At 35.2% G+C, this 16456-nt stretch carries 16 protein-coding genes; 5 read left to right on the top strand and 11 right to left on the bottom strand.

Annotated elements, in window-relative coordinates; all coding sequences use genetic code 11:
- Positions 1 to 615 (top strand): RNA-guided endonuclease InsQ/TnpB family protein (locus tag C564_RS31970; RefSeq protein WP_018765376.1); only part of this gene is annotated, 615 nt, incomplete at its 5' end.
- An 895-nt stretch (positions 616 to 1510) separates the two neighbouring features.
- Here C564_RS31970 and C564_RS0111045 read toward each other — a convergent pair.
- The 5 genes from C564_RS0111045 to C564_RS0111025 all read right to left on the bottom strand — a co-directional run bounded on the left by C564_RS0111045 (position 1511) and on the right by C564_RS0111025 (position 4728).
- Complete coding sequence (locus tag C564_RS0111045) at positions 1511 to 2356, bottom strand: exonuclease (RefSeq protein ID WP_018765374.1); 846 nt, start codon at positions 2354 to 2356, stop codon at positions 1511 to 1513.
- Positions 2357 to 2678: 322 nt separating this feature from the next.
- Positions 2679 to 2879 (bottom strand): cold shock-like protein CspB, encoded by a 201-nt coding sequence (cspB, locus tag C564_RS0111040; RefSeq protein WP_003198964.1) that lies wholly within the window; start codon positions 2877 to 2879, stop codon positions 2679 to 2681.
- A 408-nt stretch (positions 2880 to 3287) separates the two neighbouring features.
- The gene (locus C564_RS0111035; protein WP_016115669.1) at positions 3288 to 3905 is read right to left on the bottom strand and encodes an acetate uptake transporter; all 618 of its coding nucleotides are present in this window, start codon (positions 3903 to 3905) and stop codon (positions 3288 to 3290) included.
- A gap of 68 nt (positions 3906 to 3973) precedes the next feature.
- Positions 3974 to 4390: an NUDIX hydrolase gene (locus C564_RS0111030; RefSeq protein WP_018765373.1), complete on the bottom strand. Its 417-nt coding sequence runs from the start codon at positions 4388 to 4390 to the stop codon at positions 3974 to 3976.
- Positions 4387 to 4728, bottom strand: coding sequence for an ASCH domain-containing protein (locus C564_RS0111025; protein ID WP_018765372.1), 342 nt, complete (start codon positions 4726 to 4728; stop codon positions 4387 to 4389). The genes C564_RS0111030 and C564_RS0111025 overlap by 4 nt, the downstream gene beginning before the upstream one ends.
- Positions 4729 to 4988: 260 nt before the next feature.
- Here C564_RS0111025 and ric point away from each other — a divergent pair, with 260 nt between their 5' ends.
- Positions 4989 to 5696, top strand: coding sequence for an iron-sulfur cluster repair di-iron protein (gene ric, locus C564_RS0111015; protein ID WP_018765370.1), 708 nt, complete (start codon positions 4989 to 4991; stop codon positions 5694 to 5696).
- A gap of 124 nt (positions 5697 to 5820) precedes the next feature.
- The gene (locus C564_RS0111010; protein WP_003198974.1) at positions 5821 to 6573 is read left to right on the top strand and encodes a (S)-benzoin forming benzil reductase; all 753 of its coding nucleotides are present in this window, start codon (positions 5821 to 5823) and stop codon (positions 6571 to 6573) included.
- Positions 6574 to 6608: 35 nt separating this feature from the next.
- On the opposite strand, the gene C564_RS0111005 is transcribed toward C564_RS0111010, so the two are convergent.
- The 4 genes from C564_RS0111005 to C564_RS0110990 form a co-directional block, all read right to left on the bottom strand.
- Positions 6609 to 7445, bottom strand: a complete 837-nt coding sequence (locus tag C564_RS0111005) for a GNAT family N-acetyltransferase (RefSeq protein ID WP_018765369.1) — start codon at positions 7443 to 7445, stop codon at positions 6609 to 6611.
- 247 nt (positions 7446 to 7692) lie between these two features.
- Positions 7693 to 9201 carry an argininosuccinate lyase gene (gene argH / locus C564_RS0111000; RefSeq protein ID WP_018765368.1) on the bottom strand — a complete coding sequence of 503 codons (1509 nt, stop codon included), beginning with the start codon at positions 9199 to 9201 and terminating at the stop codon, positions 7693 to 7695.
- Between the two features lie 576 nt (positions 9202 to 9777).
- Positions 9778 to 10887 carry a serine hydrolase gene (locus C564_RS0110995; RefSeq protein ID WP_003198980.1) on the bottom strand — a complete coding sequence of 370 codons (1110 nt, stop codon included), beginning with the start codon at positions 10885 to 10887 and terminating at the stop codon, positions 9778 to 9780.
- A 140-nt stretch (positions 10888 to 11027) separates the two neighbouring features.
- Complete coding sequence (locus C564_RS0110990) at positions 11028 to 11960, bottom strand: nucleoside hydrolase (protein ID WP_026008530.1); 933 nt, start codon at positions 11958 to 11960, stop codon at positions 11028 to 11030.
- 251 nt (positions 11961 to 12211) lie between these two features.
- Here C564_RS0110990 and C564_RS0110985 point away from each other — a divergent pair, with 251 nt between their 5' ends.
- Positions 12212 to 12727, top strand: coding sequence for a DoxX family membrane protein (locus tag C564_RS0110985; RefSeq protein ID WP_018765366.1), 516 nt, complete (start codon positions 12212 to 12214; stop codon positions 12725 to 12727).
- A gap of 173 nt (positions 12728 to 12900) precedes the next feature.
- On the opposite strand, the gene panF is transcribed toward C564_RS0110985, so the two are convergent.
- Together panF and C564_RS0110975 are read right to left on the bottom strand one after the other, a co-directional pair.
- Complete coding sequence (panF, locus tag C564_RS0110980) at positions 12901 to 14334, bottom strand: sodium/pantothenate symporter (RefSeq protein WP_018765365.1); 1434 nt, start codon at positions 14332 to 14334, stop codon at positions 12901 to 12903.
- Positions 14335 to 14337: 3 nt separating this feature from the next.
- Positions 14338 to 14616, bottom strand: a complete 279-nt coding sequence (locus tag C564_RS0110975) for a YhdT family protein (protein ID WP_018765364.1) — start codon at positions 14614 to 14616, stop codon at positions 14338 to 14340.
- Positions 14617 to 14890: 274 nt separating this feature from the next.
- Between C564_RS0110975 and C564_RS0110970 the strand changes: the two genes are divergently transcribed.
- Positions 14891 to 16375 (top strand): aldehyde dehydrogenase family protein, encoded by a 1485-nt coding sequence (locus tag C564_RS0110970; RefSeq protein ID WP_018765363.1) that lies wholly within the window; start codon positions 14891 to 14893, stop codon positions 16373 to 16375.
- Positions 16376 to 16456 lie beyond the last annotated feature (81 nt).

Raw genomic sequence — 16456 nt, 5'->3', positions numbered from 1 at the left:
GAAAATGCAATTGGTATAGATGTAGGACTGAATCAATACGCTGTTCTTTCAAATAGAACGGTATTTGAAAATCCAAGATTTCTTCTGCAAAAAGAAAAACAACTGCGGAAAGCACAGCGTAACCTTTCGAAGAAAAAGAAGGACTCTGCGAACTATAAGAAGCAAGTAGAACGAATTCAGATCCTTCATGAAAAGGTAGCGAATCAAAGAAAAGATTTCTTACACAAATTAAGTTATCATCTCACGCAAATGTATTCGGTGATTTGTATAGAAAATCTGGATATTCGAAAGATGGTTCGGAATCGAAAAGTTTCGAAGTCGATCTCTAATGCAGGCTGGGGCGCTTTTCGTAAGATGCTTTTATATAAGTGTGAGAAATTTGGCGGTTTACTTGTGAGAGTAGACCCAGCGTACACATCACAAGATTGTTCTAGCTGCGGGAATCGTGTGGAAAAATCACTTTCGATTCGGACACATATTTGTACAAAGTGTGGAACAGTGTTAGACAGAGATTATAATGCAAGTCTCAACATTTTGCGAAAAGGATTAGAGCGATTACTTATGAGAACGACCGAGAATGAAACTGTAGGGCAAGGTTGTGTCCAAACAGTATAAACGACGCCTGTGGTGAGTATGTAAGACTGCTTAGATTCCCAAGCAGCAACGCTCTATGAAACAGGAAGTCCCTTCTTCAAACAACTCGTAAGAGTGTTAAGGAGGGGTCATTCACAGACCAGTTTTATTTTACAATTACACCCCCTCTTCCATATTATGGTTTTTATTGAGCACTATTCTGTAGCGCTCTTTTATTTTTACTCACATCCCTTTGCCTCTACCTTGGTTACTATACATATCCGGACACGAAAACCTACTATTAGAATTCAAAAAGATGACATTTCTTCAATATATCCTATCAGGCTATTGTTTGTATAACTACTAGAACTGAAGAAAAGCAGTTATCTTTAAACTACAATAAAATATATCAGAATTTAAGGGAGACAGCTCAAGGAGAATTGTCCGTAAGAACAACTGATGAGAGGGGAATAATCACGAGAAATGCCGCACTTTCTTTAAAATGGACCGATATGGTTCGATCTTAAAGAAAAACTAAAAAAAGTACCTAGAATAAAAAAAGGGGAAATGACAAGAAAATAATGTTTTTTCTCATCTTCACAGCATGTAAAAACTTTCTGTTCGTAAATATAATCATCGGAAAAAGAATACCACCTATTATCAAAGTAATAACTAACCCCATAACCATATCCGCCCATTCTTCTTCTACCATATCTGAGCAACCATTAAATAGACAATTGATTAAATAAACGGTTATTCCCCCCCCAAAAAGAAAACCAAAAATAAAATTTAGAAGCACACTTATTACTAAGTACAATTTTTTCATCTATTCACCTCAAAAAATACGTGTATATAATCATTGTTATTCTAATTAAAGAAGCCTAACAAAAAAACAATTCTTTATATATTCATTTACACGAACACTTTTAACTTTTGACTATGCATCATTTATTTTGTTATTTATCTCTTCTAACACTCGCAACTGCTGCTCACCTTTCTTTACAGCCATAGTAAAATAATTTTGTAAAAGTCGTATTGTGTTATTATCAATATAATATCGTTCCGTTATATTCCCCCATGTCTTGCTATTTTGAAAATCATCCCAAGTAAATGGACTGTGTTCTTTTTTCTTTAATTCTTTAAATACCCATCTTTTCATTTTCTTTTTTGCTTTTTCAGTTAATAAACCATTCTTTACAAGTACGAGTTCTTCATTTCGTTTATACCGCTTATAAATATCCTTTTCCTTGAATACTTTAAGAAAGATATTCAAGGTGTTCTTAGCGTCTGCAAAGGCACGGTGCTGCTTTCCTTCCCATTCTAAAGAAAATTGTTCCACCGCAAATTTTAAACTTGGTGTATGTATAAATAATTGATCATATGCTTGAAATACAAATTTTTGCAAATCAAATTTTCTCTCATTCTCTATATTAGGGCATTCTATATGATGTAGCTTACAATCTTGCGCAAGAAATTTATAGTCTTCCTTTCCCCATGTTATAAACATATAATCATCCCCAGCAAATTGAAGAAATCGCTCCATTACCTCTGGAAACACTTCTACCTCTTTTAAATCTTGCTTTGTAATGCCTGTTAATTTTGTTGTATGGCGGGTTAGAGGTGCGGTTGGTTTAACAAGTGAAGAAAATTGTCCTATTATACGCACTGTACTTGCTTCTACCTTGATTGCCCCAATATCAACCACTTCCAAGGGATCTTGCGATTTATAAGGTCGAAAATTCCGTTCAACATCAAAGACAATATAATATTTAGGTTCATTCAAGTCATATCCCTCTTCCTTATCTGATTATATTTTTAATTATATATTCCCCACTGTACAAATACACAAAACAAAATTTATAAAAAAGATCCCGGGATTACTTTTTGAATATTCAGACAAAAATAACTAAATTTTTTTGTATATAGAGTAAAGCTTTAATCAGCGAGGTTTGCTTTATCTCTCGTCTAGCTTCTTTGTTTTCGTCGAATGTTGAGGTGAGAGTATTATTGCACGCGAATAGCGGGATAAACATACATTCGAAAGAATGAAATGAATCAAGCACAATAAAAAAAGAGAAGGGCAAGCCCTTCTCTTTTCAATTCAATTACTTCTTAACTACGTTAGTAGCTTGTGGTCCACGGTTACCTTGTTCTACTTCGAAAGTAACTTCTTGACCTTCTTCTAAAGTTTTGAATCCTTCGCCTTGGATAGCTGAGAAATGAACGAATACGTCTTCTCCGCCTTCAACTTCGATGAATCCGAAACCTTTTTCTGAGTTAAACCATTTTACTTTACCGTTTTGCATGAAAAAATCCTCCTACAATGTACCTATATGTACATATTCATTTTCGACCACTTTACAACAATAATAACGACATTAAAAAACTGCAACCGCAGAGGAGATTTAACATTGCTATCCTCTTCTGAAGTTACAGCTCATTTAAATCTCTATATTATTAAAAGTAAAATGGTTTATAATCACTATATCATATCGATATAATAAAAGTAAAGCTGAATTCTCTATTTTTTGTACATTTTACACAACATTTTTCTCCCAGGGCTTCAACTTTAGAATTTCTCCACTAGTTGCCTATCAGCTACTAGGCGAGTTGGTTCTTACCTAGACTTTCACCAGTAAGCAATACTTAGCTTAACTGGGCACGCTATAAAAAAAGCACGAATGACTCTTCTTGTCATTCGTGCTCCTCTACTCTTATTTTTTAAAAATGCCAAATGGCTTTCCTACTGGTAATACAACTTTTCCGAAATGTGTATTTAATACAGCAGCTGCTGAACCATAGAAAGATAGTAATGAAATACATAGTTCAGAATACGCTGCTAAATTATGCATAGCATGTGGCATAACACCTAAAGTACTAAATGAAAGACCGATAAATAAGAAATCAATAAGTACAAAAATCATAAATAATACTTTATGTGTTTCCATTGCTCCAATAGTCATGAAAATTGTAAAAATTAGGTACCCAATAAATGCAACACCAAGTTGCTTTGGATCTACAGCTTGTGCCAGTTTTTCGCCAAATACACCAAGTTGAATTAACCATGATGTCCCAACACCTAACCAAAATAGACCATACGCACCAAAAGCAGTTGTACCGAACGTATTATTATGCTTTGCATCGTGAACGCAAGCAAAAAGTTGTGCAAATCCTCCTAAAAAGATTGCCCATGGTAATACAAATGAAACGCCATCAGTTAATCCTAGCTTTTGTGATGATGCTACAAGTGTTACCATTGCTAATCCAAATAGACCAATTCCAGATGGATCCGCTGTTGTCATTTTTACATGATGTGTAGTTTGATTACTCATAAAAACCTCCTGATTTTGAACACATACCTGAATACAATACTGAATTCAGGTATGTATGTCAATGGTTTTTATTGTATGTCGTCAGACTTCACGTTTTTGTAACAATGAAATATCATTTTCGCTACTTCATATGGCTTGATATTTAAATTTAATAGCTCTTTTACAGGAATCCAAACTGGAATGTATTGTCCCCTATCACTCTTTGTAAATTCTTCACCTTTTCCTGTACCAAAAACACCACCAATGATACGAGCTTCATAAAAATACTGAGTGCCTTTATACTCATACTTCGTAACAAATTTTTGAACTTCAACATGCACGCCTAATTCTTCATAAGCCTCACGTATTGTCGCTTCTTTCGGTGTTTCATACTCTTCAATCCCTCCACCCGGAAAGACAAAATACACTTCATTCTTTCGAACACGTTTTATAAGAGCAACCTTGTTTTCTTGTATCAAAATGAGTGAGCTACGATTTCGAATCATGCTATTACTTCAACCCCAATAGCAATTGTTCCCCACCTTTTCTCTTGTTCTTTCGTATATATTTCATATGTACTTGCTAGCATTTCTTCTACACTCCAGTTTGCACAGTCCAGCAACTCTTTATCAATGTCTTCATACATCTGTTGAAATGTTTGATAACATTTTAACTCAGTTACTTTTACACAAATTGTTTCTTTTGTTGTTAGATTTGTAAATTCGATTTTATCGTCTTTTTGTATATTCTGACGCTTTTTATCATATAAGCGTACTTCAAATACCTTTTTTCCAGATTGAATAGATTGAAATGGCCCATTATATAATCCCATTTTATGTTTCATTTCCTCACCACCTTAGTTTATTGTAACATGAGCATTTCCAACTCTTTTTTCATTTGTTGCAAGAAATTCAGCAAGGCTTATTCGATATCATTTTCAAAAGAAGAATCACCACCATTACTTTTTCAAACAGATTGAACAACTCCTCCCCGCATGTACAAAACATTCATGAATTCTACATTATATTTGTGATTATAATCACTTCGATCTCTTTTCTTATCCATTATGCTAAAAGCATACAAATGAACAGAGGAGTGATTCATATGGCTACACCTTTTACTAAAACATCTATTGTTGGTGAAATAGTTACCACTTTTCCACAAGCAAGTGATTTGTTTAAAAAACATCGTATTGATTTTTGTTGTGGCGGGGACAAAACAATTGAAATAGCGACACAAACAAAAGAAATTTCTCCTGATGAACTTTTAAAGCTATTAAATAAACAATATATTTTATATAAATCAAAAAATAATGAATCTACAAACTGGAGTGAGGCTAATTTTTCTATACTAATTGACCATATTATCCAAAAACATCATCGATATATTCAAGAAGAATTGCCACAGCTGAGCCCATATGTAACAAAAGTATTTCGCGTACATGGTCAAACAGAGTCGCATTTAAGTACCGTTCACCGACTTTTTCATGAATTAAAATTAGAACTTGAACAACATATAATAAAAGAAGAAACTCTTGTATTCCCGCTTATCAAAAAATACGAACAAAATTCAACTCAAGAAAATTTAATTTTGGCAATTGAAAGGCTTGAAGAATTAGAACAAGAGCATGATGGAGCTGGCGATCTTATAAAAGAATTACGAATCATTACAAATGATTTTACTCCTCCAGAGCATGCATGCCGCACATATCGTATGGTTTATAATCGTCTAGAAGATTTTGAATCTGATTTATTCCAGCATGTACATCTTGAAAACAACATTTTATTCAAAAGATTACTTTCCTTAAAATAAACAATAAATCTCCTCATATGAGGAGATTTATTTCTTTATATAAGATGCTCTATACTATAACATGTAGATAAAACACCTTATCAACACCACTTATTACATTTAATATGGGAGGGGTTTTAAAGAAATGCGCTACGTCATTGTAACAGGTACTTCACAAGGATTAGGCGAGGCAATCGCTACACAATTATTAGAGGAAAATACACGACTCATTTGTATTTCTAGAAGACAAAATGAAAAGCTTATTGAAAAAGCAAAACAAAAAGATATTCCTTTAACATTTCACTCAATCGATCTCCAAGATGTACATAATCTAGAAACTCATTTTGAAACAATCTTTTCATCCATTGAAAAAGAAAACGTATCGTCTATCCATTTGATTAATAATGCCGGTACCCTCGCACCAATGAAACCGATTGAAAAATCAGAAAGTGAACTTTTGATTGCAAATGTACAAATTAATTTAATTGCACCGATGATCCTTACTTCTTCGTTTATGAAACATACGAAAAATTGGAACGTGGACAAACGTATTATTAACATTTCTTCAGGAGCCGGCCAAAAACCATACTTTGGATGGGGAGCATATTGTACAACGAAAGCTGGCGTGAACATGTTTACACAATGTGTCGCTATAGAGGAAGCTGAAAAAGAATATCCAGTAAAAACAATTGCTTTTGCCCCAGGTGTTGTTGACACAGACATGCAGCAACAAATTCGGCAAACAGAAAAAGAAGATTTTACTAACTTAGATCGATTTATCGCTTTAAAAGAAGAAGGAAAATTACTCTCCCCTGAATATGTCGCTAAAGCGGTTATCCATCTCTTAGATACACCCCATTTCGAATCTGGCGGCGTAATTCGCATTGATGAAAAATAGTTTCATAGCAAAAGGCTCGCATATAAGCGAGCCTTTTATCTTATCGGTTCTAAAAATATTAATACAGATTCCATTATTGGTTCATATCCTATCTCTTGGTAAATCTTATTCGACGTTGGATTTGCTAAGTCTGTATATAAAGTAGTTGTTTTATAACCTCGGTCTAACATGAGCTGATTAAGGGTAGCTACACAATTAGAAGCGTACCCTTGTTTACGTTCTTCTTTTGGTGTATATACAAAATTGATTGTAATATTACTCTTAGTAGGCCTTGTAATTGCAGCTACTGAAACTAATCTCCCATCTACTTCCCATCCAAACAACCGATTTGTACTTACTAATGTGTTTGCAGTTTGTTTTGCTTTTTCTTCCGTAGTGGGCAAATGAACATCTTCACAAAATTGGTGCACCCACTTTTCAATTAATGGTAGTTCAACGCTGTTTACTCGCCGGAAAACTCCATATTCACCCCATTTCTTCTTTACTTTTTTTAATTCATACACACCTTGATTCATACGAATAGAAAGCTTCTTTTGTTCTAATTTTGCAATCTCTTCAGCTAATTGTTTCACCACTCGCTTTTCACCAATCAATCCCGGTATATCTGGATACACCTTTGTTAATTGTTTCGCTATTCCCTCTATAGCCTCTTGCGAAATCTCGGATTTAGCAACAATCATTTGCTTTTTCTCAGTTTGAAGAAGTATGAGAGCAATTTTTTCATTTTGCTTTGCTATTGCCATAAACAACGGATTCTCCGTAGACTGTAACACCCCTAATAATAAATTATTTTCTTGCTCATTCATTTCCAAAATGGAGGTGACTTCCTTCTTAAAGTAAGAAACATCTTTATATACCTGTAATTGAATCATCGACAATCTCTTCTTTCTATATAAATCCCTTTTGATTTTTCGACATATAAGTCGTTGATACGAAGAAGAAAAGGTGACTTACACTCATTTTCTCTCTCTGTTTTACCTTGGCATGAGGCAGAAAAAGGATCTGACCGTTTCTATGCATGGCCGTATGCTCTCTCCCACCTAAAAAGAAGGGGTTTATTTGGATTTATATTTTTATATTTAAATAGAATATTGGCGATTCATTCATTAAATCCTGCTTTTACGATTCAATAATATTCCAGACTATCGTCATTACTTCTTTTTCAGCTTGTGAGATCCGTTGCTTTTCCCTTTCGAATGTAATTTCTTCGTTCTTAAAACACTCTCTCCTCTTTTGAATCATACGTACCATTTCTTTTTTGCTCGGCCCACCATATACAGTCCGTTTTTCAACAAATGATTCTGGTGATATAATATCATCCCATTCTTTTTCTGAAAGTATTACATGAAAGTTTTCTTGTAAATATATGTTTACTTCTGTGAAATTCAGTTCATGTAACTCTTTTTTCTGCTGTATAGACATTGTTGCAATATCACTTGCAGCACGATGAGCACGCCGAAAAGGAATCTTATAATTTTTTGTTAATGCGTCTGCAAAATCTGTTATTGTAATTGCATGTTGAAACGAGCGAGTTCTTAAAACTTCATCTTCCACCTTCATCGTTCGAATTACTGCATTCATCATACAAAACACACGAATTGCCTTTTCGATTCCTTCATACAAATAAGGTTGCAAATCATCTTCTGTATCAACAATATCTCCAAACGGTGTATTATGAATCATTTGAAATACAGTGAAAGTTTCTCCAAGTGCACTGCTAGCGAGAGCACGAGCATGTTCAATGGAAACAGGGTTCCGTTTTTGCGGCATTATACTGCTGATTTGTACGTATGGGTTTGCAACAGTAATCCCATTGTATTCTTTTGTTGCTAGTAGTAAGAAATCATGGAGCCATCTACTGCTATTCGTCATCGCTACCATAAGTGTCGCGCTTGTTTCTAATAAATAGTCTGCGCTTGCAATAGCGTCATATGAATTTTCAATAACACTTGAAAAACCGAGCAACTTTGCAACCTGCTGTCTATTTATAGGAAAGCTTGTAGTAGATAGAGCAGCTGCACCCAAAGGAGATTGATTGACATGATGATATACCTTCCAAACACGTTCTAAATCCCGATGCATTGTATCATATATTGCTAACATATAATGACCGAATGTTGTCGGCTGGGCAGGTTGTGTGTGCGTATAAGCAGGCATGATTGTTTCCATATGTTCATTCGCAACTTCCAACACACTTTCTTGTAAAAGAAGAAAATGCTCTATATAACGGAGTAAATAGCGACGCAAACTCATCCGATACATCGCAACCCCCATATCATTCCGGCTCCTGCCAATATGCATATTACTTACAAAATTATGATTTGCTTCTTGCCCAATTAAATGCTCCACTAAAAAAAAGAGATCTTCATGCTCCTTCTCATACAGTAATTGACTCTTTGGAATTTGTGCCACTTTTTCTAACGCTGTTAAAATAACTTTTGCATCTTTTTGTTTCATTAATTTTTGCTCAATAAGCATGATAATATGAGCACGATGAATCATAAACATCTCTTGCAACAAGTAATCTCGCTGAAATTGAAACACATGCTGTAGCACACAATTTGCATAGGTTTCCCCAGGGAAATCAGCGCCCTCACTCTTTATAAATTCCTCCTTATTTTGTTTCATCACCTTTTCCCCTTTCGCCCAGTTATTACAGATTTCGCGATACGGGAAAGCCCATGCAGGACTTTAGTCCGCCTTTAGGCATGGGATGAAAGTATCGCTTTTTCGTATAAAAACACTTGTTTTTTAGGTATAATTCAACTATAGACAAGAACAAGTCTTTAAAACGCTTATGTGTTCATTGAAAGCAGAATATAGTATGAGGTTCGATAGTCTAATTCACGCTATCGGTAAAACTATATGTGTCGTCAAGAACAAGACGCTAAAACATTTGAACACGCAACTAGCTGTATGGTATGGTCACAGTACCGTAGCTCACGAACCTATATGGTCTGTCGTGAGAGTGGTGATGGCACACCGCAATCTTGCACGTCAGCGATATCAGAAATGAACTTCGCCTTTGGTAGCAAGAATCCCACTGGCATTAGCCAGCTTGCCCCTTTAGGGGTGGGAGTGTCAATAATCATCATACCCTGAGCTTTTGAAAAGGTGCTTGTATAAAGTGAAACTTCCATCAGTGGGGTCTTACTGCCCACAAATAGCGGGATAAAAATAAACCCGATGCTTCACGCATCGGGTTTATTTAATAACAGTGGCATCATATTTTTCACTTTTTAACACCTGGAACTGTAAATTCAGTAAGTGCTTACGAAGCTCTGTACTATCATCTTCATCCAATTGATTTGCTAAAAATACAATTTCTGTACAATTCCCAAGTTTATCAGTGGCATAAGCTGCTTTTGCTAATGTCCATGGGGTATACCCATTTTTTTGTCCAGCATGCCGGAATGACTTACGATACTTCTTTGCTTTCATGTCCGTTTCAACAAGATTTGCCCACTCATTTTCTCCAGCCTTTGTAAATCCTTTTTTATGATTCGCTTTTTCCAGAAGCACCATATAATCATTTGCGGATGCAGCTGGCAACTTATCTGACCATATTTTTTCATATTTTCCTTCTAAATAGAGCGGAATTTCTTTTTGTAATAACGGTCCTTTCTCTTTTAACCGTTCATGTATTAACATGGCATAACGACGATATTCTTCTGAAGACATTTCTTTTAACTTTTTCTCTAATTTAGATTTTGGAATATGCAGTTCCTTATGCAAATATCCCGGAATGTATAGAGAAGAAACAATAGGAAATAACGGTTGATGTGAAGGAAGTGATAGGTTTTGTAAATTTTGGTTAATATAATCTAGTCCAAGTCGATCCATTAAATATTCTGTATTTGCATTTGAACTAAATTTCATCATCCCTTTCGCAACTTCTTCTAAAGAAATTGCATTTCCATCCATTTTACCAGTTTTCATTAAATACTTTTGCCAACGATCCTGCGCACCACCATCTGTATTTGGAATATAGTAACGATTTACATCATCAATTGACACATAACTATTTGGGTCAATTCTCCCATCTACAACTTGTTTCGTAAATTCAAGTGCAACAATTAACTTCATCGTGCTCGCAACTGGTAACACGACATCTGGATTCACAGAATAAACAACTTTATCATTTCGCTTTATAAGTAGGGCACTATTTTTTTCATCTTTATGTTCTTCAACAAATGAGGCAATAAATTGAGCATCATCATTATTAGAGCTCCAAACTTTTTTTACTAAAAAGTTACCGGATATAAGTACTACGAATACACCAATGATTCCCGCACATATTATAACTTTTCTCAAGTGAATTCCCTCTCCTAATTTACATCTTTTATCTTTTATCTTTTATCTTTTATCTTTTATATATAGTTATAAACAAAACAATAGAGACGATTGTCTAAATAATCGTCTCTATTATTTTAACTCGTCATCTCCTATTATGTCTATGTCATAATTCGAACAAAATTTTCAACAAATTTCTTATAATTTAATTTCCACCCAATTCGCACCCAATTTTTAAGAGCTTTCGCATCGGGTTGTGGCCGAAAATCAGCGATACTTTCCCCCTTTGCACTACCTTCTAAATCAACTTCTACTTTCCGATATACATATTCAATCATAGAAGGATTTACAACTGCCATCATCGTAAGCACATCATGAATGGGGCTTCCGGTAATTTTCGGATTTATTTTCTTATATGCCTTATAATAATATTGAAATATAGGTTCAATTAATTTGTTAAATGCAGTTTGTGAATGTTTTTTTATATAATGCACAGTTTCAGGTGTAACGATTGATTCACTTGTAACATTTAGAGGGATTAATGTTACGTTTTTTGCATACTGCATGACTAAATTTGCAGCAAGTGCATCTCCATGAAAATTCGCCTCTGCTACAGGGGTAACATTCCCTGGAACAAGAAATGCTCCACCCATACAGTAATATTCTTTTACATCTTTCATTATATCTTTTCCTAATATAAACGCCGTTGCTAAACTTGTTGATCTTCCCGTATCAACAATAATAATTTCTTTTTTATAACGCTGGATTATGTCAAAGATTGCACAAAACGATTTAATATTTGGTTGAATCGTTTTTGGAGGGCGAATTGGCCCTAATCCTTCCGCTCCATGAATTTCCGGATAATATGTTGTAAATTCACCTGACAATGGCATTTTTGCTCCATTTATAATTGGTATATCCTCTCTGCCTGCTAGTTGCATTAAATACGCAGCATTGCTCGTTGCTTGCTCTTGTGTTACATTTCCATATCCAGTTACAATCCCAACGATTTCAATCTCAGGATGTAATAGCCCATACATAATGGCTAAAGAATCATCAATACCTGGATCTCCCAAAAAAAGCACCTTTTTCATGGCACTTCCCACCCATCCCTTCACCTCTTATTATGGTATAAACCAAAATACATGTTAACTATTTTTTAAACCATATACGCCATAAATTAAAATCACACTGTATTCACACACTGCTTTTTGAACAAACGATGAATTATTCAAACAACCACTGGATTGAACCATTTGTTCAAATTTCGTTCATTGTGATTCGATTCACAAAAATACATAATAAACTTGTAAATACATTTTATTATGTATCGGAGGAATTTATTATGTTTATTGATTTTTTACGTAATAACAAAAAAGCTTTATTTATTCTATTACCCCTTCGTTTATATTTAGGATACGCTTGGTTATCTGCTGGATTAGGGAAGTTTTTCGGTCAATCATTTGACGCAAGCGGTTTTTTAAAAGATGCAATTGCCAAAGCGAGTGGAGATCATCCAGCTGTACAAGGTTGGTGGGCTGATTTTCTACAACACTTTGCTCTTCCACATGCTGATTTATTTAGCTTTCTCGTACAATGGGGAGAAATTTTAGTTGGGCTTGGTCTTCTTTTAGGAGGGCTTACGAAAACCGCAGCATTTTTCGGATTAATCATGAATACTGCTTTTCTTTTAAGTGGAACTATAAGTACAAATCCAAATATGATACTATTGTCTATACTGATTTTAGTTGCAGTACATAACGCTGGACGTGTTGGTCTAGACGGATTTGTTTTTCGAAAACTTTTCCATAAACATAAAAATAACTATCCAACCTATCCTACACATAAATTTGCATCATAATTAAGTTTTTAATTATAAAAAGTAGAGCTCTTATAAATGCAATACGAGCTCTATTTTTATAACAAATTTATTTAATTAGATTATAAACTCTTCAAATCCAAACATCTTTTCTATTTTTTGATTAAAAACTGTAGAACATACCCATTTTATATATGCCATTCACACATATATCTTCATGCCGTTTTACTTGACGTTAGCATACTACCTATTACATACGCAATGAAAGCAAAACAAATCGGAAACACAACTGTATGTATACCAAACGGATTTGGAAAACAAAGGTGAAATAGCATATAAGAACTCACACCAACCAGAATGGATGCAAGCGCGCCAACTGCATTCCCTCTCTTCCAATATAGCCCTAAAACAATAGGCCAAATAAATGCTGCTTCTAAGCCACCAAAGGAAAATAAGTTTAACCATATTAAGAAATCTGGCGGTTTAATAGCTGCGGCATATACAAGTAAACCAATGATACCCGTAATCCATAGACTTCCTTTTTTTATTGTTGTATCCGCCGCATTTTCATTTATATAGTTCACATATATATCTTTAATAATGGATGAACTCACCAGTAGTAAAAGTGAGTTTACCGTTGACATAATTGCCGCCATTGGGGCAGCCAAAAAGATTCCAGCAAGCCAAGGTGGCAATACTTCCATCGCAAGAAGTGGCATTACTTTGTCTGGTACAGTTACGCCTGGAAGCACCACGCGTGCAAATACACCTGTTAAGTGCATACCAATCATAATTGTACCAACAACAATTGTCCCGATAATTAAAGCTTGATGCATCGCTTTTGAATTTTTATAAGACATCGCACGCACGCTAATTTGCGGTAATCCAACAACACCAACACCAATTAATATCCAAAATGATGTCACATACGTTTTCGTTAAACTGCCATCTGCACCAAATGGTGTAATTAAATTGGGATTAATTCGAACCAGTTCTTGCATAATCTTTTCAATCCCGCCACCAGCAATCACTGTTGCAATTAAAATAATTGTCGTACCTGCTAACATAATAATGCCGAGCAATGTATCAGATAAAGCAACTGCGCGGAATCCACCAATTAAAACGTATACAAGTACAGAGAATGTAAAAAGAAATAAAGCCGTTGCATACGAAAGACCTGTTAACGATTCAATTAACCTTCCGCCTCCAACCCACTGAGCAACTGTTGCTGAAAATAAAAAGATAATAATACATACTGCTGAAAGAATGACCACTGCTTTATGATTATATCTTCCTTTTAAATAATCAATAAGCGTAATTGCTTCCATCTTTCTTGCAATGATTGCAAACTTTTTACCAATTACCGTCAAGACAATGTAACCCGTTACAACCTGGATTGCTGATAATAATACCCATCCAAGCCCCATATTGTATGCAATTCCAGGTCCACCGATAAAACTACTCGCACTACCGTACGTAGCAATCATTGTCATAGCTAATAATAGACCGCCAAGCTCACGTCCTCCAAGAAAATATTCTTGTAAAAATTTATTATGAGCGGTTGCTTGTACACGTCTTGATGCATATACACCAATTAAAAATACAACGATAAAAGAAATTATCATTGGGATTATTACGTACCAATTCATTTATCATTCCTCACTTTTTTCTTCCTCATCGAGCGAAATATCTTGAAATGCAAAACGCACGATTAAAATAAGAAGTATAACTACTACACCAAAACCGACTATACAACTATAAAAAAACCATGCCGGAAAACCTAATACATATGTATATTCACTTGGATCTTTACTCCCAAGCCCATAGGCAAATCCATACCATATTATAAAATTGATAAAAGCAAGTCCAAGACCCATTAACGCCTCTCTATGGGCAATTCGAAAGCGTGGATCATCATGATAATCCTTCATTTTCTCCCTCCTCTCACGATGTATAATTGTAACATTGTTTTTCTAGTTTTTCCTACTAGAAAAGAAAAACTAGAAGGATTTTTTGCAAATATATAGAATCCAACTCCGTATTACATAATTTTTACAATTGTAACGTAAATGAAATTTGAATTTTCAGTCTTCGTTATTTATGATTAAAATTAGAGGTCTTCCATCTAGTTTCTTTACAACTTTGTTACAGGAATAAACGCCGTCTCGTACTGCGTTTACATTATATTTTCAAGGGGGTTATACAATGAGTCAACTAGCTGTAAATCTTCATGAAAAAGTAGAGAAATTTCTTCAAGGAACAAAAAAATTATATGTGAATGGAGCTTTTGTTGAAAGCGCTTCTGGAAAGACATTTAAAACTCCAAACCCAGCAACTGGTGAAACACTTGCGATTGTTTCAGAAGCTGGTCGCGAAGACATTCATAAAGCCGTAATGGCTGCAAGACAGGCCTTCGATGAAGGTCCTTGGTCACGTATGAGTAGCGCTGAACGAAGCCGTCTTATGTACAAGCTTGCTGATTTAATGGAAGAACATAAAGAAGAACTGGCACAACTTGAAACATTAGATAACGGTAAACCAATCCGTGAAACATTAGCAGCAGATATTCCGCTTGCAATTGAACATATGCGTTATTACGCTGGCTGGGCTACAAAAATTGTCGGTCAAACAATCCCAGTCTCTGGTGAATATTTTAACTATACACGCCATGAAGCTGTTGGTGTTGTTGGGCAAATTATTCCGTGGAACTTCCCACTCCTTATGGCAATGTGGAAAATGGGGGCTGCTCTTGCAACTGGTTGTACAATCGTATTGAAGCCAGCAGAACAAACACCTCTTTCCGCTCTATACTTAGCTGAATTATTTGAAGAGGCTGGATTCCCAAAAGGCGTTGTCAACATCGTACCAGGATTTGGCGAGACAGCTGGACAAGCTCTTGTCAATCATCCTCTCGTTGATAAAATTGCATTTACGGGTTCTACTCCGGTTGGTAAACAAATTATGAGACAAGCATCTGAAACATTAAAACGAGTTACATTAGAACTTGGAGGTAAATCACCGAATATTATTTTACCAGATGCTGATTTATCTCGAGCAATCCCAGCAGCACTTTCCGGTGTTATGTTTAACCAAGGTCAAGTATGCTGTGCAGGGTCACGTTTATTTATTCCAAAGAAAATGTATGATAATGTTATGGCTGACCTTGTTCTATATTCAAAAAAATTAACACAAGGTGCAGGTCTAGATCCACAAACTACAATTGGACCTCTTGTTTCTGAAGAACAACAAAAACGCGTTATGGGATACATTGAAAAAGGGATCGAAGAAGGCGCAGAAGTACTTGTTGGTGGAAACAAACCATACGAGCAAGGTTATTTCGTCGCTCCAACTGTATTTGCGGACGTAAATGATGAAATGACAATTGCAAAAGAAGAAATTTTTGGTCCTGTCATCTCTGCATTGCCGTTTAATGATATTGACGAAGTAATTGAACGTGCAAACAAGTCATCATTTGGCTTAGCCGCTGGTGTATGGACAGAAAATGTAAAGAGTGCACATTACATTGCAAGTAAAGTTCGTGCTGGTACAGTATGGGTAAACTGTTACAACGTATTTGATGCAGCTTCTCCATTTGGTGGATTTAAGCAATCTGGCCTTGGCCGTGAAATGGGTTCTTATGCATTAAATAACTATACAGAAGTGAAGAGTGTTTGGGTGAACCTAAACTAAATGAAAGGGCCTGACCAAAGTTGGTCAGGCTCTACTTATTATGTAACAAATTTTTTAGAAAATCCAATTATTTTATTCCGT

This window comes from Bacillus sp. 105MF (genome assembly GCF_000374885.1).
Lineage (GTDB): Bacteria > Bacillota > Bacilli > Bacillales > Bacillaceae_G > Bacillus_A > Bacillus_A pseudomycoides.
The sequence above is the reverse complement of the archived record's forward strand: the minus strand, read 5'-3'. Positions and strand labels throughout refer to the sequence as shown.

Excerpts from the sequence above, each read along its gene's own strand:
- C564_RS0110975 (WP_018765364.1), bottom strand. The coding sequence starts at position 14,616 with ATGAAGGATTATCATGATGATCCACGCTTTCGAATTGCCCATAGAGAG.
- C564_RS0111030 (WP_018765373.1), bottom strand. The coding sequence starts at position 4,390 with ATGATTCGAAATCGTAGCTCACTCATTTTGATACAAGAAAACAAGGTT.
- C564_RS0111025 (WP_018765372.1), bottom strand. The coding sequence starts at position 4,728 with ATGAAACATAAAATGGGATTATATAATGGGCCATTTCAATCTATTCAA.
- C564_RS0110970 (WP_018765363.1), top strand. The coding sequence starts at position 14,891 with ATGAGTCAACTAGCTGTAAATCTTCATGAAAAAGTAGAGAAATTTCTT.
- C564_RS0111035 (WP_016115669.1), bottom strand. The coding sequence starts at position 3,905 with ATGAGTAATCAAACTACACATCATGTAAAAATGACAACAGCGGATCCA.
- panF (WP_018765365.1), bottom strand. The coding sequence starts at position 14,334 with ATGAATTGGTACGTAATAATCCCAATGATAATTTCTTTTATCGTTGTA.
- cspB (WP_003198964.1), bottom strand. The coding sequence starts at position 2,879 with ATGCAAAACGGTAAAGTAAAATGGTTTAACTCAGAAAAAGGTTTCGGA.
- C564_RS0111005 (WP_018765369.1), bottom strand. The coding sequence starts at position 7,445 with ATGATTCAATTACAGGTATATAAAGATGTTTCTTACTTTAAGAAGGAA.
- ric (WP_018765370.1), top strand. The coding sequence starts at position 4,989 with ATGGCTACACCTTTTACTAAAACATCTATTGTTGGTGAAATAGTTACC.
- argH (WP_018765368.1), bottom strand. The coding sequence starts at position 9,201 with ATGAAACAAAATAAGGAGGAATTTATAAAGAGTGAGGGCGCTGATTTC.
- C564_RS0110985 (WP_018765366.1), top strand. The coding sequence starts at position 12,212 with ATGTTTATTGATTTTTTACGTAATAACAAAAAAGCTTTATTTATTCTA.
- C564_RS0110990 (WP_026008530.1), bottom strand. The coding sequence starts at position 11,960 with ATGAAAAAGGTGCTTTTTTTGGGAGATCCAGGTATTGATGATTCTTTA.
- C564_RS0111010 (WP_003198974.1), top strand. The coding sequence starts at position 5,821 with ATGCGCTACGTCATTGTAACAGGTACTTCACAAGGATTAGGCGAGGCA.